General features: G+C 52.0%; 24 protein-coding genes, 1 tRNA gene and 1 pseudogene. 11 read left to right on the top strand and 15 right to left on the bottom strand.

Features of this window, described 5'->3' with window-relative positions; translation table 11 throughout:
• Window positions 1-47: 47 nt before the first annotated feature.
• The 3 genes from JCM17844_RS17055 to JCM17844_RS01950 all read left to right on the top strand — a co-directional run bounded on the left by JCM17844_RS17055 (window position 48) and on the right by JCM17844_RS01950 (window position 1,551).
• On the top strand, window positions 48-419 hold the full coding sequence (locus JCM17844_RS17055) for an Hpt domain-containing protein (protein WP_149999401.1): 372 nt from the start codon (window positions 48-50) through the stop codon (window positions 417-419).
• A gap of 75 nt (window positions 420-494) precedes the next feature.
• Window positions 495-1,046 carry a response regulator gene (locus JCM17844_RS01955; protein WP_149999400.1) on the top strand — a complete coding sequence of 184 codons (552 nt, stop codon included), beginning with the start codon at window positions 495-497 and terminating at the stop codon, window positions 1,044-1,046.
• A complete protein-coding gene (locus JCM17844_RS01950; RefSeq protein WP_149999399.1) occupies window positions 1,039-1,551 on the top strand; it encodes an Hpt domain-containing protein in 513 nt (170 codons plus the stop codon). The genes JCM17844_RS01955 and JCM17844_RS01950 overlap by 8 nt, the downstream gene beginning before the upstream one ends.
• A 22-nt stretch (window positions 1,552-1,573) precedes the next feature.
• Here the strand turns inward: JCM17844_RS01950 and JCM17844_RS01945 are convergent, their stop codons facing one another.
• Window positions 1,574-1,786, bottom strand: a complete 213-nt coding sequence (locus JCM17844_RS01945; RefSeq protein ID WP_149999398.1) for a cold-shock protein — start codon at window positions 1,784-1,786, stop codon at window positions 1,574-1,576.
• Between the two features lie 173 nt (window positions 1,787-1,959).
• On the opposite strand from JCM17844_RS01945, the gene pepN reads away from it, so the two are divergent.
• From pepN to JCM17844_RS01930, 3 genes are all read left to right on the top strand, one after another.
• Window positions 1,960-4,614, top strand: coding sequence for an aminopeptidase N (gene pepN / locus JCM17844_RS01940; RefSeq protein WP_210431166.1), 2,655 nt, complete (start codon window positions 1,960-1,962; stop codon window positions 4,612-4,614).
• Window positions 4,615-4,964: 350 nt separating this feature from the next.
• Window positions 4,965-6,374, top strand: a complete 1,410-nt coding sequence (locus tag JCM17844_RS01935; RefSeq protein WP_149999397.1) for a TadA family conjugal transfer-associated ATPase — start codon at window positions 4,965-4,967, stop codon at window positions 6,372-6,374.
• Entirely contained in the window at window positions 6,371-6,628 is a 258-nt protein-coding gene (locus tag JCM17844_RS01930; RefSeq protein ID WP_149999396.1) for a DUF6812 domain-containing protein, read from the top strand. The genes JCM17844_RS01935 and JCM17844_RS01930 overlap by 4 nt, the downstream gene beginning before the upstream one ends.
• 25 nt (window positions 6,629-6,653) lie before the next feature.
• Here JCM17844_RS01930 and JCM17844_RS01925 read toward each other — a convergent pair whose 3' ends face one another.
• The 3 genes from JCM17844_RS01925 to JCM17844_RS01915 all read right to left on the bottom strand — a co-directional run bounded on the left by JCM17844_RS01925 (window position 6,654) and on the right by JCM17844_RS01915 (window position 9,506).
• Window positions 6,654-8,177 carry a DUF6538 domain-containing protein gene (locus JCM17844_RS01925; protein WP_149999395.1) on the bottom strand — a complete coding sequence of 508 codons (1,524 nt, stop codon included), beginning with the start codon at window positions 8,175-8,177 and terminating at the stop codon, window positions 6,654-6,656.
• A 56-nt stretch (window positions 8,178-8,233) separates the two neighbouring features.
• Window positions 8,234-8,746 (bottom strand): PAS domain-containing protein, encoded by a 513-nt coding sequence (locus tag JCM17844_RS01920; protein ID WP_149999394.1) that lies wholly within the window; start codon window positions 8,744-8,746, stop codon window positions 8,234-8,236.
• Between the two features lie 133 nt (window positions 8,747-8,879).
• Window positions 8,880-9,506, bottom strand: a complete 627-nt coding sequence (locus JCM17844_RS01915; RefSeq protein ID WP_149999393.1) for a trimeric intracellular cation channel family protein — start codon at window positions 9,504-9,506, stop codon at window positions 8,880-8,882.
• Window positions 9,507-10,014: 508 nt separating this feature from the next.
• Here JCM17844_RS01915 and JCM17844_RS01910 point away from each other — a divergent pair.
• Window positions 10,015-10,410 carry a helix-turn-helix domain-containing protein gene (locus JCM17844_RS01910; protein WP_149999392.1) on the top strand — a complete coding sequence of 132 codons (396 nt, stop codon included), beginning with the start codon at window positions 10,015-10,017 and terminating at the stop codon, window positions 10,408-10,410.
• Between the two features lie 338 nt (window positions 10,411-10,748).
• Here JCM17844_RS01910 and JCM17844_RS01905 read toward each other — a convergent pair whose 3' ends face one another.
• A complete protein-coding gene (locus tag JCM17844_RS01905; protein WP_149999391.1) occupies window positions 10,749-11,348 on the bottom strand; it encodes a TadE/TadG family type IV pilus assembly protein in 600 nt (199 codons plus the stop codon).
• On the bottom strand, window positions 11,339-11,989 hold the full coding sequence (locus JCM17844_RS01900) for a TadE/TadG family type IV pilus assembly protein (protein ID WP_149999390.1): 651 nt from the start codon (window positions 11,987-11,989) through the stop codon (window positions 11,339-11,341). The genes JCM17844_RS01905 and JCM17844_RS01900 overlap by 10 nt, the downstream gene beginning before the upstream one ends.
• A 300-nt stretch (window positions 11,990-12,289) precedes the next feature.
• Here JCM17844_RS01900 and JCM17844_RS17050 point away from each other — a divergent pair, with 300 nt between their 5' ends.
• Both JCM17844_RS17050 and JCM17844_RS01890 read left to right on the top strand, forming a co-directional pair.
• Complete coding sequence (locus JCM17844_RS17050; protein WP_371864737.1) at window positions 12,290-12,493, top strand: Tad domain-containing protein; 204 nt, start codon at window positions 12,290-12,292, stop codon at window positions 12,491-12,493.
• Entirely contained in the window at window positions 12,409-13,815 is a 1,407-nt protein-coding gene (locus tag JCM17844_RS01890) for a hypothetical protein (RefSeq protein ID WP_210431164.1), read from the top strand. Before JCM17844_RS17050 ends, JCM17844_RS01890 begins: the two co-directional genes overlap by 85 nt.
• A 19-nt stretch (window positions 13,816-13,834) precedes the next feature.
• Here the strand turns inward: JCM17844_RS01890 and JCM17844_RS01885 are convergent, their stop codons facing one another.
• The 9 genes and pseudogenes from JCM17844_RS01885 to JCM17844_RS01845 form a co-directional block, all read right to left on the bottom strand.
• The gene (locus JCM17844_RS01885) at window positions 13,835-14,509 is read right to left on the bottom strand and encodes a retropepsin-like aspartic protease family protein (protein ID WP_210431163.1); all 675 of its coding nucleotides are present in this window, start codon (window positions 14,507-14,509) and stop codon (window positions 13,835-13,837) included.
• 229 nt (window positions 14,510-14,738) lie between these two features.
• On the bottom strand, window positions 14,739-15,494 hold the full coding sequence (locus JCM17844_RS01880; protein ID WP_149999386.1) for an MBL fold metallo-hydrolase: 756 nt from the start codon (window positions 15,492-15,494) through the stop codon (window positions 14,739-14,741).
• Between the two features lie 3 nt (window positions 15,495-15,497).
• Window positions 15,498-16,295: a TatD family hydrolase gene (locus JCM17844_RS01875; RefSeq protein WP_149999579.1), complete on the bottom strand. Its 798-nt coding sequence runs from the start codon at window positions 16,293-16,295 to the stop codon at window positions 15,498-15,500.
• A pseudogene (metG, locus tag JCM17844_RS01870) lies at window positions 16,295-17,847 on the bottom strand (methionine--tRNA ligase). The gene JCM17844_RS01875 and the pseudogene metG overlap by 1 nt, the downstream one beginning before the upstream one ends.
• 30 nt (window positions 17,848-17,877) lie before the next feature.
• On the bottom strand, window positions 17,878-19,050 hold the full coding sequence (locus tag JCM17844_RS01865; protein ID WP_149999385.1) for a DNA polymerase III subunit delta': 1,173 nt from the start codon (window positions 19,048-19,050) through the stop codon (window positions 17,878-17,880).
• On the bottom strand, window positions 19,050-19,703 hold the full coding sequence (gene tmk, locus JCM17844_RS01860; RefSeq protein ID WP_210431160.1) for a dTMP kinase: 654 nt from the start codon (window positions 19,701-19,703) through the stop codon (window positions 19,050-19,052). Before tmk ends, JCM17844_RS01865 begins: the two co-directional genes overlap by 1 nt.
• 25 nt (window positions 19,704-19,728) lie before the next feature.
• Window positions 19,729-20,898, bottom strand: a complete 1,170-nt coding sequence (locus JCM17844_RS01855) for a D-alanyl-D-alanine carboxypeptidase family protein (RefSeq protein WP_149999384.1) — start codon at window positions 20,896-20,898, stop codon at window positions 19,729-19,731.
• 59 nt (window positions 20,899-20,957) lie between these two features.
• The gene (locus tag JCM17844_RS01850; protein WP_210431159.1) at window positions 20,958-21,734 is read right to left on the bottom strand and encodes a septal ring lytic transglycosylase RlpA family protein; all 777 of its coding nucleotides are present in this window, start codon (window positions 21,732-21,734) and stop codon (window positions 20,958-20,960) included.
• A gap of 21 nt (window positions 21,735-21,755) precedes the next feature.
• Window positions 21,756-22,811 carry a lytic murein transglycosylase gene (locus JCM17844_RS01845; protein WP_210431158.1) on the bottom strand — a complete coding sequence of 352 codons (1,056 nt, stop codon included), beginning with the start codon at window positions 22,809-22,811 and terminating at the stop codon, window positions 21,756-21,758.
• A gap of 203 nt (window positions 22,812-23,014) precedes the next feature.
• On the opposite strand from JCM17844_RS01845, the gene JCM17844_RS01840 reads away from it, so the two are divergent.
• Both JCM17844_RS01840 and JCM17844_RS01835 read left to right on the top strand, forming a co-directional pair.
• A tRNA-Ser gene (locus JCM17844_RS01840) sits at window positions 23,015-23,104 on the top strand.
• A 370-nt stretch (window positions 23,105-23,474) separates the two neighbouring features.
• Window positions 23,475-24,158: an RluA family pseudouridine synthase gene (locus tag JCM17844_RS01835; RefSeq protein WP_210431157.1), complete on the top strand. Its 684-nt coding sequence runs from the start codon at window positions 23,475-23,477 to the stop codon at window positions 24,156-24,158.
• Window positions 24,159-24,319: the final 161 nt, after the last annotated feature.

Raw genomic sequence — 24,319 nt, 5'->3', positions numbered from 1 at the left:
GCATCAAATATAGCACGGTATCATGGTCAGTATTTACACGGAGACATATGAAGGTCAGGTTATCATTGAACCAACGCTACGGCGTATATCTGGAAAATGACCCCATGCCACACCATCCCTCTCCCATCGATCACACCCATCTTGACAATTTTACTGGCGGTGACAAGGCGTTGCAGGATGAAGTCATAGATATTTTTATAAAAAATGCGCCGAATTATTTTGCAGCCCTTGAAACATCCTCCCCACAAGACTGGCGAACGGCCCTTCACCGGCTGAAAGGGGCAGCGCGATCCATTGGCGCCAAACCCTTAGCCTTGCTTGCACAAACAGCGGAAAAGGCCGAGCCCAAGGATTATGAAGCCCATCGGTGCGCCTTACGGCAGGAAATTGCCCGACTCAAATCGACAATCGCAAGATAACCCTTTGCTTTTTTATTGAAAAATTTACCTTATCGCGGTCTTTATACACATCTGGAGATCACTGAAGAGACTGAAATGGCAGACTATGATTTCGAAAGATTGAGCGTTCTGATTGTCGAAGACAGTTTGTTCATTCGATCCTTATTGATCAATTCCTTGAGAATTCTTGGCGTTGGAAAAGTGTTTGCCGTTGAAGATGGTGGCGAAGCCATTAATTTTCTAAAGCAGGTCAAAGAAGATCCGATGAAGGTCGGCACGCAAGAAGTCGATATCGTCATGTCCAATTGGCAGATGTCGCCGGTTGATGGCATGATCTTGCTGCGCTGGGCGCGTCGTCATAAGGAAAGCCCGGATCGCTTCATCCCGTTCATCATGATTACCGGCTTTTCCGAACCAAAACGGGTTCAGGAAGCCCGCGATATGGGTGTTACCGAATTTCTGGCCAAGCCCTTTACCATTCAGGCTATCGGAAATAAGCTGATTTCCATCATTGAGCGCCAACGGCAATTTGTGCATACGCGTAGCTATTTCGGGCCGGACAGACGCCGCAGACAGGCAGATATCGATTTCGAGGACCGGCGTGTGTTGACGGACAAAAGCCCCGGCGTGGAGATTGTGCGTGGCTAATGAAGAAAAAAAAGCCCCCACGATTGTGCGCTTTTATCGGTTCAGAAACCGGTTGAAGGAAAAAACCCATGGTCTGGGTGGCGGCAAGGGGGGCATTTCTCCAGAAGCCATGGAAAAGGCTGAAAAAGCTTTGGAAACGCTTTCCGAAGATTATCCCGATTGGGTCTCTGGCCTTATCACGAAACTGGCGGAACAACATGTCCGCTGCGTTGATACACCGGAAGACCGCAAGGATTTCTTCGAAGAAATTCACCGCATTGCCCATGATATGAAGGGGCAGGGCGGCACCTTTGGCTATCCTCTGATCACCAGTTTCGCGGATTCCCTTTCCAACTTCACATCCATCAAAACCGATATCGACGATAAAATGGTCGAATTGGTGAAATCCCATGTGGATGCCATGCGCGCCGTGATCAAAGGGCGGGTAAAAGGCGAAGGGGGCGAGATTGGCCAGCAACTTCGGAAATCTCTACAAAAGGCCATCGAAACCTATAAGAAAAGCTGATCGGCGGCCCCCCATTCAGATATTATATCGCCTTAAGATTCTGGGCAGAGATGCGTGACGGGTCTTTACGATCGGGCTCTGCGTCAAATTCCACCATTTGCCCTTCTTCCAGTGTTTCAAGCCCTGCATTTTTGACGGCGGTAATGTGCACGAACACATCTTTTGGAAAGTCCTGAGACGCAATAAATCCGAAGCCTTTTGATGTGTTGAACCATTTCACCGTTCCGGTCGCCATCGTCTTATATCCTGTTTTCCTGAAGATGCCGGACCCATGCTCCGGCGGCATGTGCAGTGTTTGCGCCCCCGATTATGCCAAGGATCTGACTATGAGCCAAGCCCTTGCTCTTGCTGGGGGTGCTCTCTAATGTGGCGCCCTTGTTCTTCTTGATGATTAAAACAGGTGCCTTCATGTCGCTGGATCATGCCCAACCACAGACCATTTTTCTAAAAGATTATGAAGCGCCTGCCTTTGCGATCGAAAGCATGGCGCTTTGCTTTGATCTTCGAGAGAAAGGCACGCGGGTTTTATCCACCATGACAGTGGTCCGGCAGTCGGAAAATGTGCCGGATCTTGTTTTGGACGGCGATCCCCAGATGGGTTTGCTTTCGATCAAGCTGGATGGCATCCCGCTTCCGGCCGGGCGCATAAGCCGGGTTGGTGAACAGCTTACCATCAAGCATATGCCCGCATCCGGCGTTCTGGAAATCGAAGTTGAAATCGAGCCGCAAAACAATGCACGGCTGGAAGGGCTTTATAAATCGGGCGGAAATTTCTGCACCCAATGCGAAGCGCAAGGATTTCGCAATATCACCTTTTTTCCCGACCGCCCCGATGTAATGACCCGATTTACGGTGCGTATCGAGGCGGACAAGGCAGCCTATCCGGTTTTGCTGTCCAACGGAAACCGGATCGAACAGGGCGATCTGGGGGCGGGGCGTCATTTCGCTGTATGGGAAGATCCGTTTAAAAAACCGGCCTATCTGTTTGCTTTGGTGGCCGGTGACCTTGGTGTGTTGAGCGACCAGTTCACGACCCGCTCCGGCCGCACCGTGGCGCTCCATATCTATGCGAAAGCCCGCGATCTTCCCAAATGCCAGCATGCCATGGACAGCCTGAAACGCGCCATGCGCTGGGACGAAGAGGTGTATGGGCTGGAATATGATCTGGATATCTACAATATCGTTGCCGTTTCGGATTTCAATATGGGGGCGATGGAGAACAAAAGCCTCAATATCTTCAATACCAAATATGTTCTTGCCGCCCCCCAGATCGCCACGGATACAGACTTTGATAATGTGGAAGGGGTGATCGCCCATGAATATTTCCATAACTGGACAGGCAACCGCGTGACGTGCCGGGATTGGTTCCAACTTTCTTTGAAAGAGGGGCTGACAGTCTTCCGAGATCAGGAATATTCCGCAGATCAAGCCAGCCGGGCCATCAAACGGATCCATGATGTAAAAACCTTGCGGGCGTTTCAGTTCCCTGAAGATGCAGGCCCTCTAGCGCATCCCATTCGCCCCGATAGCTATATAGAAATCAATAACTTCTATACTGTCACGGTGTATAATAAAGGGGCCGAAGTCATCCGTATGATGCACCGGCTTTTGGGCGTGGAAGGCTTTCGGCGAGGCATGGATCTTTATTTCCAGCGTCATGATGGCCAAGCGGTGACCTGTGATGATTTCGTTGCGGCCATGGAAGATGCCAATGGAGCCGATCTGGGGCAATTCCGCCTATGGTATGCGCAGGCCGGCACACCCGAATTGACCATTGAGGATCATTGGGAGGAAAGCACAGGCCGTTACGAGCTGCACATCAAACAATCTGTTCCACAAACGCCGGGGCAAACCGAAAAATCCCCCATGCATATGCCTTTTCTTTTGGGGCTGATTGGTCCCAATGGGCAAGAAATGGATGCAGAGCTTGTGGCGGGCGAGGGGGCACGTCATGACGCCGGCTGGTTGTTGCATGTGCGCCACGCGGATAATCGCTATCAATTCAGCGGCCTTGGCTCTCGGCCCATTCCCAGCTTGCTCCGCGGTTTTTCGGCACCTGTAACCATGAAAACCAGTCTCAATCGTGCCGATAAATTGTTTTTAACCGCCCATGACAGTGATCCCTTCGCCCGCTGGGAAGCTTGTCAGGATGTGATGATTGAAACACTGCTGGATCTTGTGAAAGCAGTGGAAGCGGGGCAGCCTTTAGCGGTTGGCCAAGACTTGATCGACGCCTGTGGGAAAATTCTGGAAGGCGCGCAATCCGATCCGGCTTTTGCAGCAGAATTGATGACACTCCCCGGAGAAGCCTATATCGGGCAGATGATGGATGTGGTGACCGTGGATGCCATCCATCAAGCGCGCACCCATTTGCGCCATGTTTTGGCCCACGCTTTGGAAAGCCACTGGCGCAGGTTGTATCAGGAAATGACAGACACCGCTTTTGGGCTTTCTCCTGAGCAGAAATCCCGTCGTGCCCTTAAAAATGTTGCGCTTACCTATCTTGCCGCCCTTGGAGATAACGAGACGGCGCGCATCCATTATGCGCAGGCCAATAATATGACGGATCGCTTGGCTGCCTTGCAGGTTCTTGTGAACGGTACGGATGATGCCGCACGCGATGCGGCTTTGGCAGATTTTTATGAACGTTTCGAGACGGAAGATCTGGCCATCGACAAATGGTTTGCCTTGCAAGCTTTGTCCGACAAGCCTGACACTCTGGAAAATGTAAAAAACCTGAGAAATCATAGCGCTTTTTCGTTGCGCAATCCCAATCGCCTGCGGGCTTTGGTGGGCAGTTTTGCATCCGGCAATCAACTGCGTTTTCACGCCGTCACCGGGGAGGGATATGCCTTTCTTGGCGATATCGTGAAACAAGTGGACCAATTGAACCCGCAAACCGCCGCCCGGCTGGTTTTGCCGCTGATCCGGCATGAGCGCTATGACCCGGTGCGGGCAGGGCTGATGCGCAAACAATTGGAAACCCTGTTGAACGTCGATGGTCTTTCCAAAGATGTTTATGAAATCGTTTCAAAAAGCTTGATGACAAAAAACATCTATTAGGGGAGGCTGTGTCTCTATTTGATTATAGAGCTCTACAATCTCTATATTACATTATGTTTCATTTCCATAAACACTACCTTTACTGATTATGTGCATAATTTCCCCTGAAACTGATCATGGGGGATCATATGGCGGTGCAATCCAAAGGGATAAAATCAGCAGTTTTTGGGAATAGGGGACCGTCTTCACTTGCAGATGCGCTGTCGCGGACACGGCCAGTGCGCTATCTTAACCGATCTGCCAGTCAGGCTGTGGCGCGTCCATCTTATGGAACACCACAGGACGACACTTCATCCCCCCAAGGCATACAAGAAGACATATCCGCTTTTTCTCCATCCGAAACTTCAGACATGGCGACCAACGCCCCTTCCTTCCCTGAGGAACAGGCAGAAAAAGGCCATGAACCCACTGGTCGCTCCCCCCAGATGGCGCAGACACAGGCTCCAGCCAAGAAGCCCGGTCCAATGCCGGACAAAGAGCGTGTGACAGAGCTTTATAGCACCGACAATCTCACCAAGATCAAAGACGAAATTCTCCCTGTCGTTTTGGATCAGATCGATGGAAAAGCCTTGGTGGGTTTAACGCGGGAAGAACTGCTGGAAGCTTTGGAACCCATCGTTTTATCCACCACCGCCGAACGCAAGATCATGCTCAACAACAAGGAATTGGGCTATTTGCGGCGTGCTCTTTTGGATGAAATCGTCGGTTTTGGCCCCTTGGAGCCGCTTTTGGCTGATTCCAGAGTCAATGATATTTTGGTCAATGCGCCGGATCAGGTCTATGCGGAACGGGAAGGGAAGCTGGAAATATCCGATGTTACCTTTCGCGATAATGAGCATATTCTTCAAATCGCCAACAAGATCTGCAACTGGGTGGGCCGCCGGGTGGATATGACCACCCCCATGGCAGATGCCCGCTTGCCCGATGGCAGCCGCGTCAATGTGATTGTGCCACCTTTGGCCTTACGCGGGCCCTCCATTTCCATCCGGAAATTTAGCAAAAACCGTATGGAATTGCCGGATCTGGTGGCGCGGGGAAGCTTGTCTGAAGCCATGGCCCGATTCATGCAAATCGCCACCCATGCCCGGCTCAATATCGTTATTTCAGGCGGTACGGGGTCGGGAAAAACCACCATGCTCAATGCCTTGTCGCAATATATCGACCCCGGCGAACGTATTGTAACCATTGAAGATGCCGCAGAATTGCAACTGCGCCAGCCCCATGTGGTGCCTTTGGAAACGCGGCCGGCCAATCTTGAAGGCGCAGGCCAGGTAACCATCAGCGATCTTTTGGTGAATGCCCTGCGAATGCGCCCGGACCGCATTATTTTAGGCGAAGTTCGCGGGAAAGAGTGCTTTGATATGCTTCAGGCCTTTAATACCGGCCATGATGGCGGCATGTGCACCTTGCACGCCAACCGCCCGCGTGAAGCCATTTCCCGTATGGAAAATCTGGTGGCCATGGGCAATCCGAACTTTCCCACGCGGGCAGTACGCCAGCAAATCAGCGAAACCATCGATATCGTTATTCAAGTGAAACGGATGCGCGATGGAAAGCGACGGGTAACAGATATCGTGGAAGTGATTGGCATGGAAGGGGACGTTATCACCACCCAATCCCTTTATAATTTTGAATATTCAGAAAACGAACAATCGAATTCAGTGACAGGCACATATGAATATAGCGGCCTGCCATTCCGCTGTGCCAAGCGGGTGCGTGAAGCTGGCCTTGGCCGCAATTTAGAAGAGCTTTTACAATGACCGTCACAGATTTTGATCCGACACAAGAAGCCCGGCAACGTAAGAGCATCTCCAAAGCCGCAATGGACGTGGAGTTGGTTTTGGCCGATGGCTCCCAATTAAGTGGCCATGTGTTTTTGGGGCGCGGCGAGCGTGTCTCCGACCTTTTGAACGACGATAAGCTGTTCTTGCCCTTCCGCGTGGAAAATGGCGAACTTTTGTTAATCGCTAAAAGCTCTATCGCATTATGTAAGCCGCTAGACCGGCCCAATTGAAAAACAGATGAACTGACCCAAAGGGCTATCCCAGCTTGGGGCGAAAGCAGGCCGGATCAATATCAGGATAATCGATGGCTTGAATAGTCTCATGGCAGCGCGCCAGGGGCAGGGGCGGCATGGACGATAAACCGGCCCCTAAGCTTTGCGGGGATAGGCCGAGAATATATCTTATCTCGTCGGAAGAAATATGTTGTTTTTGAAGAGCTTCTGTCACTGTTTTGCGAAAAGACTGGAAACTCCTTTGGCGAGAAACAAAACCGCGGCCGCGCTTATGTCCACCAAATGTTTTGGACAAAACGGCGCCTTTTCCTGAAAACTCCGGCCATATCAATGCGTCCTGCTTTTGCCTTGATGCCTGTTCCCAAAGCCATTGCAATCGCGGATGCAACGGCACGATACGCTCATGCGCCTTGGGCTTCAGTGAACGGATGTGCAGCACAGGCGTATCATCCACCCATTGCAGATCTTGCCAACGAAGGGCGGCAATTTCCATTGCACGCAGACCACTGAATAAGGCCAAAATAATCGCCCCATGCAGGGCCAGAGAGGCGGGCGGCGGCGATAAAAGTGTGGCAATATCCTGATCACGCCACGCCAATTGCGGAAGGCCCGCATTGTGAAAATGCGACAAAAATCCATGAAACGGATTGTGACTGGCGCATAAACCCTGCCCATCGGCCCAGGTCCATATCGTGGATAATATCCGCAAATGCTGCCGCACAACGCGGTCTGTCAGGCGATTTTCCGCATGGGCGAAGCGCGTTTTCAAATCCCAGAAATTCAACTGGCTTACGCCGCGCGACCGCCCCCAATTCCGGTCAAATGTCTGTAAAATATCCACATAATAGCTCACATCCTCCCGGGTGATCTGCCGCATTGTTTTGGGGCCGATAAAGTCAGCAAACAGCCGAATGGCCGGTGCATATTGTTGGGCGGTTTGCGTGGATCGTCCTGCTGATCGGGCCATCTTCTCCCAATATTCAAGCCAGCTTTCACCAAGGGTGCCAAAATTTGGCTCATATGCTTCGGCATTTTTGGGCACCTGCCCACGCAAAGACCGCCGTGCATCTTCCAACGCATCCAGCCGTGCTTTCAGGTCCGGCGGCAAGCGATCATAGCTTTCCAGCTCGCGGCGATCGATTTCCTGTTGCAGGGCCAGCGCTTCTTGTTTCAGCGCCGCTTGGCGTTCTTCAAGGGTTTTGTCTTCTGCAGCAACCTCATTAGGCCCCGCAAGATAAGCCGTAAGGCTTTCCTCATAAAGCCGATCCGGGGAAAGGGGATCGCTATATGGCTGTTCGCGCAATCGAGAGAATTCCGCTTTCCACCGTAAAGCCATCGCTTTGGCTTTTTTCAGTGCAAGCTGATAATCCCGCGTTCCCAATCCAAGGGTGATATGAGATTTTGGCCGCCCCGTTTTGGCGGGGAAATGGTGGGCAATATCGTTTGGGATCTTGATGTTGAACGCAAAACCACCTCCCGCCCGTTTTTTACATGTGTCCCATGGCCCACAATATGTCCCCCTTCTGCTCACGCGACCCAATCGCATCGAGAGGACATGAAAGTAGGACAGATTTTTTTAAAAAGTCTTTATAAAAAAGCTAGTTATTTTTTTATTCGTGGAACGCCCATAAAGAAAATCTGATAGCCATCCGGATCTTTTCGAAAAGGAAAAACACCGCGGGCCAAAATCCAGTCCCGGCCATCCACCGTTAATTTTCCCTCGCTGAATTGGGGGCATTCCTCTTTCAAGGCTGTCTCGAATTCGGCGATGCGGTGGGCAAATATTTCGGGACTCAGTTGCTTGGATAAACGCTCATTACTCCAATGATGTTTCATGATCGAACTGATGCCGCTCCCCTTCAAGCGAAGGAAATAATCCAGCGAGCCATCAGCGCCCAGTTCCCGCTCAAAAATGACCACCCAGGGCAGGGCATCTGGAACCCGGACAGGATTAAAATCGGCTCGGGTGGGAATGGTGCCTTTTCCGATTTCATGCCAATATTGATAAAACTGCCTCATTGGACAACTTTCATCCAAGTTTTCAGCAGAAACCGGATCTATCGCCAAAGAAAGGGAGAACTTCTTAAAGCCTTGATAAAAGGGGCCTTTCAACATAAATTCGACGCCATTTTATTGCGTTTATGATCAACCCACCTATGCTTTTGTAGCGCAAACAGAAATAAAACAAAAGAAAAAGTATTTTATAATTTTCAAGGCATATCCTGATCTTGTTTGGGAACAATTTTTCTCAGGATTCAAGAGTTTGGGCGACTGGTCTTTCGTTTTGGCAGACTCCATCCAAACCAGATGGCCAAGGCCCGGACCATAAATCCTGCGGCAAAGCCAAATCCTGCAGCCAGATAAAGTCAAAACCCGCCAATGTGAGGGCCATATAGACGAACGCGCCGCAAAAAGCCGCAGTGGCATAGACCTCTTGCTGTAAGATCAAAGGAATTTCATTGGCTATGATATCCCGAATAATTCCGCCAGCTACAGCGGTCGCAACGCCCATCATCACAGAAATCAGCGGATCGCCAGTCTCCAGATAGGCTTTTTGCGCCCCCGCAACGGCGAAAAGGGCAAGCCCCACAGCATCGGCCCACACAATCACTTTGCGGCGACTGTTCAGGAAATTTTCCCCGAAATAGACAGCAAGAACGCCAACACCGGTGATCCAGATTGGCCGCGTATCTTCCACCCAAAAAACGGGAACATCCAAAACCAGATCTCGTAATGTGCCGCCGCCAACGGCTGGCATCAGGGCAAGAACCGCAAATCCGAAGATATCCATATCCTTGCGCGCGGCAGAAAGAGCGCCAGACAGGGAAAATGCAAGAATTCCCACGGATTCAATCATGATAAACAAAGGGCTCATTGGCCTTTATCCTTGATGGATTTTCAGAGCTTTCCTCTGACAGCTGATACAAACAGCAAATACGGTCCCACGCCGCGTGATAGCCGATCCGTGCCGCCCCCAAAAGCGGTAAGTTCTAAATATGACCGTCAATTTATAGGGGATTGGCAAACATCTCAAACCTGTCTGTAATATCTTCAGAATCACCTTAACTTGTGATTTTTTTCTTCAAGACGCTGCAATAAACCATAGTTTAAATATAAGCCCAGATTATCTAATGGTTAATAGATATAAATTAAATAAATATCAGAAAATTGTATAATAGTTATTTGTATAATTATTTCACTATATCCGAAAAAGATAAATTATTTGACGTTATTTAGCGTTTTTTCCAGACAATTACACATCTCTATTAACATTCGTTAAGCATAACACCTCCCGTCACGCTTGCTTTTTCAGGATAAATTTGCAGAATTATTCTGTGCAAATAATGCACCCCATAATCGTGGGATAACAAAGGAGCAAGGTTTTGATATCAGGAGATCCCGTTGATACCTATGTTGGACGTCGCATTCGGGAGCGACGAAAGATTGTCGGATTTACGCAACAGAAATTGGCCGAAAAGCTGGGGATTAGCTTTCAGCAAGTCCAGAAATATGAAAAAGGACTCAACAGAGTAGGGGTTAGCCGTCTGGTTAAGCTTTCTGCTGCCTTGAATGTTCCAATCTCATATTTTTTTGAGGATCTGGAACAAATGGAGAAAGAGACGCAGCTAAGGGGAAACCCGGCCATTGATCCGTACATCTTATCCCATGCGCAAGTTCTTGCCGTGGTGAAGAACCTCATCGGGATAAGAGACGACCGCGTGCGTCGCCGGATTATCGATCTGATCCAATCCGTCCATGATTCACAAAAAGCGGCCTGAGCTGTTTGAAACAAACACGATCTGACGATTAAAGACACGATCCTAACCTTGCATGCTTCATGATAACTCGACGGCGCATTCTCATTTTGGAATGCGCCGTTTTTTTATGCATCGTTTAAGCCGTTGAAACAGAATATAGAATTCTGCAAGAGGGCCAGATCGCCCATGGATCTATGGATATGAAAAAAGCGCATAATTTATATTATGTAAAATTATTTGTTTACCCATAAGGCTGGGCGAGATATGTACACAGCCACATGATGACATCACCATTTCTCCCGGTCTGTCTCAGGCGTTGTTAATTGCGCATCTTCGCATACATGCTTTTAAAGCCGATCTTAGCAGCTGCTGGCCGGAGCATCATTGGTGACGGTGTCCATCGCTCCGAATCTTGGGCGGAAGCTGGCGCTGGAACGCAAAGTCTGGGGATCGAAGAATCCAAAGAAAATCCACGGTTCATAATTGAACGAGGCTTCAGCCACGATGGCCATGTCCCCATCAAGCAAATCCAGGCTTCCAGGCAAAGTGACATTCCGCGCCCCTTGGGCACCGATCTGGCTTCTCACGTCCAATTCGGCACCTGCGCAGCGCTGCCAATTCACCACATTCCCATTTCCACTGGTCCCGATGACGCCACTAACGATCACCCGGCCATCGGTGCCCACATCAAAAGGCTTTGACACATGTTCGATGGCACCGAAAACATCATTGATTTCGCTTTCGCTGATCCCTTGATCTGCCTGCGAGATCATATCCGCCATCGAAGCCGCCAAGGCCGACACCTTTTGATTTGCCAGCATGAAACGCCCCAATTCAAAAGCCCCGGCCAATAAAAGCAGCAAAATGGGCAGCACCAGCGCCGTTTCCACAAGGATCGAGCCGCTCCGTTGCACCCAGAGCCGCCAAAAACGAACCGTCAAAAGTTGCATTAACTGCATATGGTTGGCGCTCCTGCGGCATTATTTTGTTGAACGAGACTGAACGGCTCATTTCGCACGGCTGTGGATGCACTCAGCCGAACAGACCCGTTTTGAGAACCGGTGAACCAAGCAAATGCGGGCGTTAAAAGCCGAAGATTGACATCGGCGGTGTACACCACGATCGCCCCTGCACCACCAAGACCGGCCATCCCCATATCCGAATCCCATTGACCATTTTGATTGATGTCGGAGAAACATTCGCCCACATCATAGCTGCCATTGGCATTATCATCGACAAACGGTTCCGGCTCACCAATATCGCCAAAACTGTCATAGGTTTGGGTGCTGATTTCTACGGGTCCATCGAGGGAAAATTTCTCCATCAATTCTATAACTCGCCCGCGAACATAGTCTTCACGGGAACTGCTATCCGGCGCGAACCCTGTCACCCCCCGGCGCGAGGCTTCCCGGACCGATCCTTCAAGCGTGGCATTGGCAAAAGCGATATGCCCCATTTCAACAATTCCCATGGTCAGACCGATCACGATGGGAAAGGCCAAGGCAAATTCGACAATGGCCGCCCCATTGCGATCCCTGCTCCAGCGATCAACAAACTCTCGGCAAAAGCGTTTGATGTCCGGCATATGCATCATTGTCATATCCAAAACCCCAAGCCCCCTATTTCAGTAAATAGGATCCAACAGTTCCACAGAGTCTCTAATATTGTCTTTCTGAATGCTTAAATTTCTTATAAATTCTGATGTTCCTCTTAACGTAGTTTTTAAGAACTGCTGTCAGGGTCACTCTGGGATATTGGCTTAACCTGGAGCGTGATCGTGGCAGTGTGGAAAAATATAGGCGGCCTCTTCAAGCAACGCTTCTTGAACACAAGCAGTCTGACGGGGCTTTCACGGCAAAAACCGGCCCGAGCCCCTTTTGTCAAAAACAAATCCGGGTCCATGCTCACTTGGGTTGCGGTATCGCTGATCCCCCTGGTTGTTTCCGTTGGGGGAGCCACCGATATTGCCCGGGGTTTCGTGCTTCGTTCGCAATTAAGCACAGCACTGGATGCGGCTGCTTGGCAGGCGGGCGGGCCTTTAATCTGCCGACACGTGATGCGGATGTTCAGGCCTATTTCGATGCCAATCTGCCGCAAGGATTGATGGGTGCCGAGATCGGCGAACTCAAGATCGAACCGATCCGGATACAAGGCGAGCCGGAACGTTTGCGCGTGTCCGCTTCAGCCTCCCTCCCCACCTTGTTCATGAAACTTGTGGGCATTGACGAGTTCGAAGTGGCCACCAGCTCTGAAGTGACCCGCGAGAATCTTGGCCTTCAGCTTACCATGGTGCTGGATGTTACCGGCTCCATGGCTAGTGGTGGGAAAATTGGTGCTCTGCGCCAAGCCAGCCGGGATTTGGTGGATATCTTGTTTGGCGTGGAAACATTAAGCTCGAAACTGTCCATCGCCATTGTACCTTATGCACAAGCTGTAAATGTAGGGGATCTGGGTGATGATTTTATCGATTGGTCATATCTTCCCGAAGAATTACGCACCCATCCCGATTGGCGGCGCCGCTGGGGCGGTTGTGTGCAGGCCCGCCCCACCCCCGGAATTTTAAGCAATGACAAAACCGTTCTGGAAGCCGATGCCTATGATTCCAATCTGGCTCCGGTAGAAATTGGCGGAAAGTGGAAGCCTTATATCTATCCTCATTGGGATTCGGGGCGTAATCCGCCAGGTTGGGAGCAAAATAGGTATCGGCAACTGCCCTTTGGGCCGGATATGGATCCAAGCAATCCCGGCTTCAAAGCTCCTGCTAACATCCCTTATGTAGATGATGACGATGATTATCGCGATGGTAGAGGAACGGACGGGGATCCACTTGGCTTACCCAATGGGACGTTTAGTGGGCCCAATAAAGACTGCCCATCCCGCGTCCTTCCTTTTACCGGAACACGGTCAACGCTTGAAAATTATATCGATACGCAATTGACGACAAAACGCTACACAATTGGCAATCAGGGCCTGATATGGGGCTGGCGGATGTTGGACCCCGATCCCCCCTTCCCCAATGCTGTGCCTTATAACGATCCGGAAACCATCAAAGCTCTGATCATGATGACCGATGGAACCAACGAAATAGGCCCAGGTGCTTATACGGCCTATGGCCGTTTATCCGAAAGGCGTTTGGGCACCACAAATCGTAACACGGCCGCTCGTGAATTCGACAAACGCATGGAAAAAATCTGCCATGCGATGAAAGCTGGTGGTAAAAATGGCCGAGACCGGGTCGAAGTCTATACGGTCATCTTCGGCACAGTCGCTACAAGCACGAATAGCAATTCCACACGCTTACGCGGCATTTACCGGGACTGCGCTTCCCGCCCGGCCAATGCCTTTTTGGCCCCCAACAATGCGGAATTGCAGTCGGCCTTCCGTACGATCGGCAATGACTTGGCCAATCTGCATCTCAGCCGATAAGCAATGATGTTTGAAACTGCTACGGGCGGAGCGTCAGGCGCTCCCCCGTAATTTCAAAGCCGCCCAAACGATTAAGAAACGACATGCCCAATAAGGACATGTGCAAATCCCCTTCCGTTACGCTGGCGCGCACATTTTCGATGTGAATATGGTCGCCGATAGAGATTTTGGGCAGAATAACCGGTGCGCCCATCACCACCCCATTGGCCGTGTAATACCGTTCAAAAAACTGTTCCCGGCGCGGATTGATGCCCAGCTTTTGCGCATCCTTTGGCGATAGCACCACATTGCTTGCCCCGGTATCGACCAAAAAGGTGATTTCTCTACCTGAAATATCGGCACGGACCAGAAAATGGCCGTTCCGATCACGCTCAAACACCATGGCATCGCCAGCACTATAACCGCGCTCGCTTGTGGCGACCCCCGCCACCCGATCCGCAACCATGCCGATTTCATGGCGAAACGCATAAGCCATGGCCAATACCAAAACAATCCCTGACCAGATGGCCACATTGCGGAAAAAATCCCGATAATGCAGGCGCAAAGAAAGGACAATCAGACCGCCGATGGTCACCAGAGTTGCAACAGCCAACACCTCACCGGTGCTATTGATCGACACACCGGGAAAAAGCCAGCGTAATGCAAACAGCAAAAATGCGATACCAAACAGCCAAAAAGCCAATTGCAGCGTCATCTTGCCCTTACGAGGCTTGCTGCGCCCACCTGACATGTGGCGGCTTTTGGGAAGGTGCTCTTGTCTCCATGGATCATTGGGCATCATCAAGATGTAGGAAAGTCTTCACGGCTTTGAAAGCCCAAAGCGATGGCAAAAAAAGAGGCAGGCACTAACATGCCCCACTAAAAATGCACCACTATTTCTATAGTCATTTGTTTTATATATATTTTCTAAAATATATGTGTTCTTAGACAATATCCAGAACAAGGCCGTCATAAGCGGGCTCGACCCCATCAGGCAGGGCATTTCGCAGCTGCGCATAATCCATGTCATTGCTCAAATGGGTGAGAATAGCGCGGTCGGGCTTGATCTGTTCGATCCAGCCAAGGGTTTTTTCCAAATGCGAATGTGTGCGGTGCGGTCTATGGCGCAAGGCATCAACGATCCAGACTTTCACCCCTGCCAACACCTCGAAACTTTCCGGCGGGAACGCATTCACATCGGTGGAATAGGCAATATCCCCAAAGCGAAACCCTAAAGAATAGATCGGCCCATGTTCCTGCCAGAAAGGAATAGCGGTGATGTCGCCTATGGTCACCGGACCTGTGATTTCATGGCCGCTGCAAATGGATGGATAGCCGTGGCGGGATTTGAAAATATAATCAAAGCGATGACGCAGCCTTTTCAACGCCTCGGCGGGGGCATAGACAGGGATTTCCGATTTACGCTCCATATAATAGCCACGTAAATCGTCTATGCCATGGGTGTGATCCGCATGGTCATGGGTGATCAGAACCCCATCCAGATGCTGCACATCCGCCGCCAGCAATTGCGTTCGCATATCGGGGCCGCAATCCACCAGCAGCGTCGTCTCACCGTGCTCGACCAATATGGAGGCGCGACTTCGGCGGTTTTTCGGATTTTCCGGGTCGCATGTCCCCCAATCATTGGGCAATCGGGGAACACCGGTAGAGGTGCCGCAGCCAAGGATGGTGATGCGCATGGCTTAAACGGCCCCTCCCCCTTGCGGACGCTCTGCCTTGGAAAACAAACGGAAAAAATTATCGGTGGTTTGTGTGGCCAGCCGGTCAAAATCAACGTCGCGCAAATCGGCTACGAACCGCGCTGTTTTCTCCACAAATGCAGGCTCGCAGGTTTTGCCGCGATAAGGCACAGGGGCAAGGAACGGCGAATCCGTTTCCACCAGCAGCCGGTCATCGGGGACCAGTTTTGCCGTCTCTTGAAGATCCGCTGCCTTTTTGAAGGTCACAATACCCGACAGAGAAATATAAAATCCCAGATCCACCATCTGTTTCATAAAGGGCTGGCTGCCGGTAAAACAATGGATCACCGCTTTAAAGGGGCCTTTTTCAAGCTCCTGCGTCATGATCTCATAGGTATCGGCTTCCGCATCGCGGGTATGCACAATCAGCGGCAATCCGGTTTCACGCGCGGCAGCGATATGTTCCAGAAAACTGGTTTTTTGCAGATCCCGTGGGGCATTATCATAAAAATAATCAAGTCCGGTTTCGCCAATCCCGACGATCTTGGGATGGTGCGTCCGCTCGATCAGGCTTTGCGCGCCAATACCGGTTTCATTCTCTGCTTCATGGGGATGGATGCCCACGGTGCCAAACACATCGGGGAAGCGCTCTACCAGCGCCGTGATTTCTTCATATTCCCGCAACTTGGTGTTAATGCTGAGAAATGTACCGACGCCTGCCCGCCGCGCACGCTCAACCACGGCATCAACATCGTGCTTCAACCCCTCGTAATTCAAGTGACAATGGCTATCTACAAGCATCACACTGCCTCTTTTTCAGCCAAGCGTGGGAACACCCCCGAAGGCTGGGCAAAGGCATGCCCGGCTTCAGCCGGCCCCGTTCTCCCAATTGATCGAAACCGCGATCCCGAGAGTCTATGCCAAGCTGATCCAACAGTTTTTCCATACTGTCCGGCATCACCGCCTGCGCCAAAATCGCCAGATTCCGCACCGCTTCGGCGGCGACATAAAGGACGGTCGCCATCCGTTCGGGGTCGGTTTTCTTCAATGCCCAAGGCTGTTCAGCAGCCACATAACCATTGGCACGGGAAATCTGCCGCCAGATGGCCTCAAGCGCTTGATGAATGGCTTGATCGTCCAGATGCACCCGCACTTCATTCAGAACGGCGTTGATATCGCTCAACAACATCACATCCTGATCGGCAAGCACCGCGGGTGTTGGCACCTTCCCATCGCAGTTTTTGGCGATCATCGACAAGCAGCGCTGCGCCAGATTGCCAAAATCATTGGCAAGATCCGCATTGCAGCGATTGATGAATCCTTCGCGGGAAAAATCGCCATCATTGCCGAATGGCACTTCCCGCATCAGGAAATAGCGTACCGCATCCAGCCCGAAATCCTCAACCAGGGCAAACGGATCGATCACATTGCCCACGGATTTGGAAATTTTCTGGCCTTCATTGGTCCACCAGCCATGGGCAAATACCCGTTTTGGCGGCTCCAGCCCTGCGGCCATCAAGAATGCCGGCCAGTAAACCGCATGAAAGCGCAAAATATCTTTGCCCACCATATGCACATCAGCGGGCCAGAAGCGTTGATAATCGGCTCTTTCCGTATCGGGAAATCCCAAGGCGGTGATATAATTGGTCAGGGCATCGATCCACACATACATGATGTGATCGGGATCATCCGGCACCGGAACCCCCCAATTAAAGCTTGTGCGCGAAATAGACAAATCCCGAAGGCCGCCTTTGACAAAGCTCACCACTTCATTCATGCGGCTTTTGGGCAGCACGAAATGCGGATTGTCTTCATAGAATTGCAACAGCGGCTCTTGCCATTCGGACAAGCGAAAGAAATAGCTTGGCTCTTCAAGCCATTCCACCGGCGCACCGCTTGGCGCACATTTTTGCCCATCGGGGCCATCAACCAGTTCGGATTCCGCATAAAACGCTTCATCACGCACAGAATACCAACCGCTATAAGCGCCTTTATAGATATGGCCATTGGCCTTGATGCGCTGCCATAGGGCTTGTGCCGACTGGATATGGCGGCTTTCCGTTGTGCGGATGAACTGGTCATTGGAAAAATGCATGCTGGCGGCAAGTTCGCGAAACCGCCCGGACACCCGGTCACAAAAGCTTTGGGGGTCCACCCCTGCAGCGGCGGCGGATTTTTCCACTTTCTGGCCATGTTCATCGGTTCCGGTCAGGAACATCACATCATAACCGTCCAGCCGTTTAAACCGCGCCAGCACATCGCAGGCCAGTGTTGTATAAGCATGACCGATATGCGGGACGTCATTCACATAATAAATCGGCGTGGTGATATAATAACTTTTGCGCTCCGGCATGGCGGACCCTTGTCTCGATCCGAATGGGTGTTACGCAGAGAATCGCCCTTGCGCAGCATCATCCAGCATCATCAAAAGAGAAATCAAAACTTGTTTGCGATCCAGATGCACCGCATCCGCTCGCATAATCAGGCGGCCCATCTTTTCCCACAGCTCTACCCAACGATCAAGGCCAAGTGCAGAGATAAAGCGTTGCCTTATGGCCGCCTCTCCTTCAACGATTTCCAAAGCCGTTTCCCCAATGCCCGCCGCGCGCACCATTGTTTCGACCCACATCAAAAGCAAAGCCGTTACGGTTTTATAATCGGCATCTGCAGATTTCAGGGCAAAACGGCCTGCAAATTTATAGGCATCGGGGATGGAAATCCCCGGCATGGTTTTCAGCAAGGCCACCAGATCACGATAATGGGCAAGACCTTTTCCCTGGGCAAGGCTTACAGCCCGCCCCGGCGCTCCCTGAGCCAGCCGGGCCAATGCCAGAGAGTCTGACGGATCCATATCCGGAAAGGCCTTTTGCAACACAGCCTCGACCCCCGTATCGGGCAAAGGTTGCAGCGCCACCTTGCGGCACCGCGACCGGATTGTGGGCAAAAGCCGACCCGGTGCATGGGCCACAAGCAACAGCAATCCCTTTTCCGGTGGTTCTTCAAGTATCTTCAATAAGGCATTGGCAGCATTGCGATTAAGTTCATCCGCGCTATCGACGATACACACCCGCCACCCGTCTTCGGAAGCGGTTCTGCCAAAAAAGGCCTGCACCTTGCGCACATCATCCACAAGGATATCGCCGCGCCATTGCTTTTTGCGCTCATCCCAGCCGCGCTCAATGCACATGAGATTGCCGTGCCCGCCTTTGGCAATGCGTTGAAACAACGGATCATCTGCCGCCATTTCAAGGGATTGGGCTGGTTCCTGGCCTTCTTTGATTGGCTCGTCATCGCCAAACAGGGACGGGCCCATGGCCTGTTGCTGCGCCTGCCCTGCCTGTTTTTGGCTTTCGCGCAAAAGATAACGGGCAATGCGCCACGCCAATGTGGCTTTTCCCACACCTTTAGGCCCGGTAATAAGCCACGCATGATGCATCCGCCTGGAGGCGAAGGCGTCAAGAAAGGCGCGCTCCGCCTGTTCATGGCCCACCAGATGTTCTGCATGGCGCGGGTCCAATGGATCATGGTCCGGAACGGCGGTTTGTCGAGGAGCCATTATCGTGTGCTCACCAATGTCTGTATATGGGGCCAGATCGCTTGCGCCACCTGTTCCTCGGTTCCACTGGCATCGATTAAACGGCAGCGCTTATGATGGGTTCGCGCAAGGGCAACAAAGGCATCGCGCAAGCGGGCATGAAAGGCATCGCCCATGCGCTCATAGCGATCCTCATCCCCCAAACGGCGATTGGCGCGGGCCAGTCCTTGTGTACTGGGAAGATCCAGCACAAGGGTAAGATCCGGCATCAAATCCGCAAGAGCAATGCGGTGCAGTTCATCCACCACCGGCCCGCCAATGCCTTGCAATATCCCCTGATAAACGCGGGTGCTGTCCACATAACGGTCGGTGATCACCACAGCGCCACGATCAAGGGCGGGACGCACGGTTTTCGCCACATGCTCCACACGGGCAGCCACATGCAGCAGCGTTTCGCTCATGGGATGCCACCGGCCCGGCTCCCCCGTTACCAGCAAGCGGCGAATATCTTCCGCCCCCGGTGCGCCGCCCGGTTCGCGGGTGAGAATGACCTCATGCCCCAATGCACGCAAACGATCCGCAAGGATTCGGCTTTGTGTCGATTTTCCAACCCCCTCGCCGCCCTCAAGCGAAATGAACAAGCCATGGGCATGGGTCATGTGAACATCGTCCATCTGGCCATGATCATAAAGGCGGCCATTATTGCCCCGCAGACCCAAAGAGAAGATAGCTCAATGCGGCCCCGATTTTACCAAAGCCGCCAATTTGCACCACATCTGCTCCGGCTACCACGGGAATGCGGCGATCTTCCAAACCGGGTGCCGTGATTACGATGCTGGCCACCGGTTGCCCTTTTACAATGGGCGCAGGGATGGGCGCATCATAGCTCAGGGTCATTTTCAGTCCGGTCCGGTCACGCCGCGACAGGGTCAGCTTCAACGGTGATTCCACCACCAACGGCACTTTGCCTTGGGCGCCAAGCCATACATCCGCCTCACCGATCACATCATTGCCCTTGAACAGGCCATAGGTATCAAATGCCCGAAACCCATATTCCAACAAGGATTGGCTTTCCCGCGCCCGGGCCGACATGCTGCCCAGCCCCGCCACCACCACAATCAAGCGGCGGCCATCGCGAATGGCAGACCCAGTAAGGCCAAAACCGGCCGCTTCGGTATGGCCGGTCTTCAAGCCATCAGCCCCATCCATCCGATATAAAAGCGGATTGCGGTTCGATTGGGTGATGGGCTTGCCATTCCGGAAATCTGTCCCATGGGTAAAACTTTTCTCGGAATAAAGGCTGTAAAGCTCGGGAAAGTTCCGAACTGTCTGTTCCGCCAGCACAGCCAGATCATGGGCCGTGGTATATTGATCCGGTGCCGGCCACCCCGAAGCATTCTGGAATTTGGAATTGGTCATCCCCAGTTCAGCGGCCTTTTCCGTCATCCAAAGAGCAAAGGCATCTTCGGTGCCCGACATCATTTCGGCCAAAACGGTGCAGGCATCATTCCCCGAAGACACGATGATTCCGTGCAGCAACTGAGAAACGCTCACCTCTTCCCCGGCACTCAGAAACATCAAAGAGCCTTCACTACCGGCCCAACGCCGCCACGCCTCGTCGCTCACCCTTGTGGTATCGTCCAGCGACAATGCCCCTTCCTTGATCTGTTCAAACGCCAGATAAACCGTCATCATTTTTGCCATAGATGCGGGCGGGAATGGCGCATTGGCCTCTTTCTCGAACAGGATATCGCCGGTTTCCACTTCCAGCAAAACGGCATGGCGCGCCGCCGTATCAATCCCCTGCGCTGCAACTGTCAGCGGAAGAAGCAAAAGAACAAAGGCGGCAAGTCTTTTTATAACAATCATTTGAAAGCGCTTTTTCATGTTGGACGTTACAAAGGTATTCCGGCGAAAGAGTTTCTGTTTCAGCCAAGCCGGTCTGTGAAGATGCGGGCCCCATAAAAACCGCGCTTGAACACGCGGTCAAGCACCTGTCTGGCATCCCGTTCGGATTTAAAAGGCCCTATACGTACACGGTAAACCACTCCTTCATGGGTGTCAGCCGTTTCAATGGAAATCTTACCGATATCAGAAAGCTGCTGGCGCAGTTTTCGGGCATTGTTCACATCGGCAAAAGAGCCAATCTGTACAAAAAGCGGGCCAAGGACTTGTTCATTGCTGGCAATCTGGCGCGGTTGAATGGTGGGCGCGCTCCTTGCATCGGCAATGCTGCCATCACTGCGCACCAATTGCACGCGCACCTTTGCGGTTCCTTGCTTTTCAAATCCCAAAAGCTGGGCCGCCCGGCGTGACAGATCCAGAATGCGCCCCCGTGCAAAGGGGCCTCTATCATTGATGCGTACGGTAATGGCACGCCCATTATTCAAATTTGTCACGCGTACATGGCTTGGCAAAGGCAAGGTGGGATGGGCCGCACTCACCTTGTTCATATCAAACACTTCGCCATTGGCCGTGGGGCGCCCATGAAATTTGGGTCCGTACCAAGAGGCAGTCCCCACTTCATCATAATCATGGTCATGGGCGGGATAGTACCAGATCCCCGCCACCTGATAGGGTTTGCCTACTTTTTGGGTGCCAGTGGGCGGCGGCGGGCTGGAGGGAGTATAGACCCGCGGACCACCCCCACATGCCGCCACAGCAAGCGCCAGAATCAAGGGCATTGCCAGCTTTAAAACACGCATCACTCCCCCACCCCGCATAGCTTATTCAGCGCTTTTTAAGGCATCGGCAAGATGGCCAACAGCCATAGCATATAGATTTGAGCAATTATAACTCAAGATCGCTCGATAATTCTTATAGGTGAGATAAGCGCGTCCTTCTGTACTACCCGGTTGTACCATTGATGCGGCAAAGGGAGCTTCGGGAAGCGCTTCGCCATTAAGGCGGCGCACACCCAGCTTCTGCCAGTCGGCCAGCCCCAGAGATTTGCTATGCGCCTTTAAGGCCCGGCCGCAGGATTTCGGCGGCGTTGTCTGCGCCAGATCCCCTTCGGTGGGTGACATACCGGCAGGGATAAGAACCGCCCGCCCCCATGTCATGTCTCCGCGCCATCCATGGGACGCAAGATAATAGGCGATAGAGGCAAAGACATCGGCTTCGGTGGTCCAGATATCACGCCGTCCATCTCCATCGAAATCCTGCGCATAGGCATTGAAACTGGTGGGCATGAACTGGCTTTGCCCCATGGCTCCGGCCCATGATCCCATCATATCGGCGGCGGCGATATGGCCTTCATCGATGATCGTCAAGGCCGCAAAAAGCTGCTTTCTGAAAAAAGCGGCCCGCCTTTGGTCATAGGCAAGGGTCGCCAAGGATTGTACCACATTCATGCCGCCGGTATAGGCACCATAATTGGTTTCAAGCCCCCAAATCGCAGCGATGAAGCGCGGTTGGACACCATATTTTTCAGCCACCTTACGCAAACTGTCCCGGTGCTTTACCATCATTTCACGACCGCGTTTGATGCGGATATCAGAGACGCGCTTTTCCAGATATTGCTCGAAGGTCTGGGTGAATTCGGGCTGTTTGCGGTCCAACTCCACCACCCGTTCATTGGGATGAATATCGCTCAACGCTGCATCAATGGTCGCCTGGGAAATGCCGCGCTCACGCGCTTCAAGGCGAACGCCTTCCAACCATTCTGCAAATACCGGGACGGACGGCTTTTCGGCCATGGCTTCTGTCTCGGATTGCGCCCATGCGCCAAGATTTGCGGAAGCGAACACCAAAAATGCGGCGATGCTGGCAAAAATTCTCATATTGGGGCTTTCCTCTCTTATCATTTTACGCCATATGGCGTGGCGATCTTCGTTCCTGCGCAATGGATGCGGCGCTTTTACGGCAGTGTCCACATTGCATAGGGGGATCGCAAGCTTGTTGGCATTTCCCGACAAGTCTTGGCGCGAAAACATAATGTTGGTCTTGGCAAGTTCACAACATTGGGTTAGTCAGGGCGTCTTGCGGATGGGTGGCAGAGTGGTTGAATGCACCGGTCTTGAAAACCGGCAAGGGTGCAAGCCCTTCGTGGGTTCGAATCCCACCCCGTCCGCCAATTATCTTTTTTTTCGGCCTCATAGGGAGCGTTCTTGGTATCCTCTCGCTGATTTATTAAAATAGCCCCCAACCAAATACGTTCAACGACTGGTATTGCCCTCCCTCAAAAAGTGGTGTTTACCATCTTGTTGGGGATGACCGACCAAACGGCCCCCCTCTTTCCAAAAAGAGCGATAATTTCTATGCGGAGTGTCTTTCCGGGGCGCACCATAGTGCTGTCGGAAATTCTTGGGTGCTATCCGTCCTATCTGTGATTAAAACAGGGGACATCGGCGAAGCTGCTTGTACCACCTGCCACGACCATTTGATTTGGTCGGTGTCAGATTGTCGGCTTTTGCCTTATTTTTTACCGAAGAATGACCAATATAATGCTTGATCTCGCTCCGCTTGTCCTTTTTCATGACCCACTTATTATCGTGCTCAACAAGCCTGCGGGCATTCCCGTTCATGTCGGGCCCTCCGGGAAGGAGTGTCTGGAGGATTATTTCGACCAAATCCGCTTTGGCCTGCCTCGCCTCCCTGCCTTGGCGCATCGTTTGGATGCCGATACCAGCGGCTGTCTTGTTTTGGGCCGTCATCCCAAAGCCTTGCGCCGTTTGGGCCGTATTTTCAGCCAGGGGCAGGCGCAAAAAACCTATCTTGCCATTACGAAAAACCGTCCCGAGCAAACCGAAGGCCGCATTGACCTGCCGCTTTTGAAGGTAAGCAGTAAAGCGAAAGGGTGGCGTATGCAGGTGGATGAAGCGGGAAAGCCATCCATTACCGAATATCGTGTGCTGGGCGGACAGGATGGACGATACTTATTGGAAATGTCTCCTCTCACGGGTAGGACACACCAAATACGTGTGCATTTGGCGGCCCTTGGTTGCCCAATTCTTGGCGAGCCCAAATATGCCGATCGCGATCAAGACGAGTCTCATCTTCACCTTCATTCCCGCAGAATCCGGTTGCCTCTTTACGCAAATAAAGGCGAGATTGATGTGATCGCCCCTGTTCCCAAGCATTTTGAGAAAGCCCTTAACAGGATGGCGCTAGGTAATTTTTTCCGTTAATCTACCCTTCACAATTTTTTAAAATTTCTGATATGGTTTCGGCGCCATCATATCTTGAGGTTGCAATTTCATGCTTCTTTCGTGTTAATTATCAACAGCTTTGTTTAAGGTACTGGAATTTATAGAGTGGTTCCCGATTGCGAGCTTACACGCCCTGTGCA

It is taken from the genome of Iodidimonas gelatinilytica, assembly GCF_008579125.1.
Classification (GTDB): Bacteria; Pseudomonadota; Alphaproteobacteria; order Sphingomonadales; family Rhodothalassiaceae; genus Iodidimonas; species Iodidimonas muriae.
The sequence above is the reverse complement of the archived record's forward strand: the minus strand, read 5'-3'. Positions and strand labels throughout refer to the sequence as shown.

Coding starts and splice junctions, on each gene's coding strand:
- JCM17844_RS17055 (WP_149999401.1), top strand. CDS start 48: ATGAAGGTCAGGTTATCATTGAACCAACGCTACGGCGTATATCTGGAA.
- JCM17844_RS01955 (WP_149999400.1), top strand. CDS start 495: ATGGCAGACTATGATTTCGAAAGATTGAGCGTTCTGATTGTCGAAGAC.
- JCM17844_RS01945 (WP_149999398.1), bottom strand. CDS start 1,786: ATGGCGACCGGAACGGTGAAATGGTTCAACACATCAAAAGGCTTCGGA.
- pepN (WP_210431166.1), top strand. CDS start 1,960: ATGTCGCTGGATCATGCCCAACCACAGACCATTTTTCTAAAAGATTAT.
- JCM17844_RS01935 (WP_149999397.1), top strand. CDS start 4,965: ATGGCGACCAACGCCCCTTCCTTCCCTGAGGAACAGGCAGAAAAAGGC.
- JCM17844_RS01930 (WP_149999396.1), top strand. CDS start 6,371: ATGACCGTCACAGATTTTGATCCGACACAAGAAGCCCGGCAACGTAAG.
- JCM17844_RS01925 (WP_149999395.1), bottom strand. CDS start 8,177: ATGCGATTGGGTCGCGTGAGCAGAAGGGGGACATATTGTGGGCCATGG.
- JCM17844_RS01920 (WP_149999394.1), bottom strand. CDS start 8,746: ATGTTGAAAGGCCCCTTTTATCAAGGCTTTAAGAAGTTCTCCCTTTCT.
- JCM17844_RS01915 (WP_149999393.1), bottom strand. CDS start 9,506: ATGAGCCCTTTGTTTATCATGATTGAATCCGTGGGAATTCTTGCATTT.
- JCM17844_RS01905 (WP_149999391.1), bottom strand. CDS start 11,348: ATGCAGTTAATGCAACTTTTGACGGTTCGTTTTTGGCGGCTCTGGGTG.
- JCM17844_RS01900 (WP_149999390.1), bottom strand. CDS start 11,989: ATGACAATGATGCATATGCCGGACATCAAACGCTTTTGCCGAGAGTTT.
- JCM17844_RS17050 (WP_371864737.1), top strand. CDS start 12,290: ATGCTCACTTGGGTTGCGGTATCGCTGATCCCCCTGGTTGTTTCCGTT.
- JCM17844_RS01885 (WP_210431163.1), bottom strand. CDS start 14,509: ATGACGCTGCAATTGGCTTTTTGGCTGTTTGGTATCGCATTTTTGCTG.
- JCM17844_RS01880 (WP_149999386.1), bottom strand. CDS start 15,494: ATGCGCATCACCATCCTTGGCTGCGGCACCTCTACCGGTGTTCCCCGA.
- JCM17844_RS01875 (WP_149999579.1), bottom strand. CDS start 16,295: ATGCTTGTAGATAGCCATTGTCACTTGAATTACGAGGGGTTGAAGCAC.
- JCM17844_RS01865 (WP_149999385.1), bottom strand. CDS start 19,050: ATGGCTCCTCGACAAACCGCCGTTCCGGACCATGATCCATTGGACCCG.
- tmk (WP_210431160.1), bottom strand. CDS start 19,703: ATGGACGATGTTCACATGACCCATGCCCATGGCTTGTTCATTTCGCTT.
- JCM17844_RS01855 (WP_149999384.1), bottom strand. CDS start 20,898: ATGATTGTTATAAAAAGACTTGCCGCCTTTGTTCTTTTGCTTCTTCCG.
- JCM17844_RS01850 (WP_210431159.1), bottom strand. CDS start 21,734: ATGCGTGTTTTAAAGCTGGCAATGCCCTTGATTCTGGCGCTTGCTGTG.
- JCM17844_RS01845 (WP_210431158.1), bottom strand. CDS start 22,811: ATGAGAATTTTTGCCAGCATCGCCGCATTTTTGGTGTTCGCTTCCGCA.
- JCM17844_RS01835 (WP_210431157.1), top strand. CDS start 23,475: ATGCTTGATCTCGCTCCGCTTGTCCTTTTTCATGACCCACTTATTATC.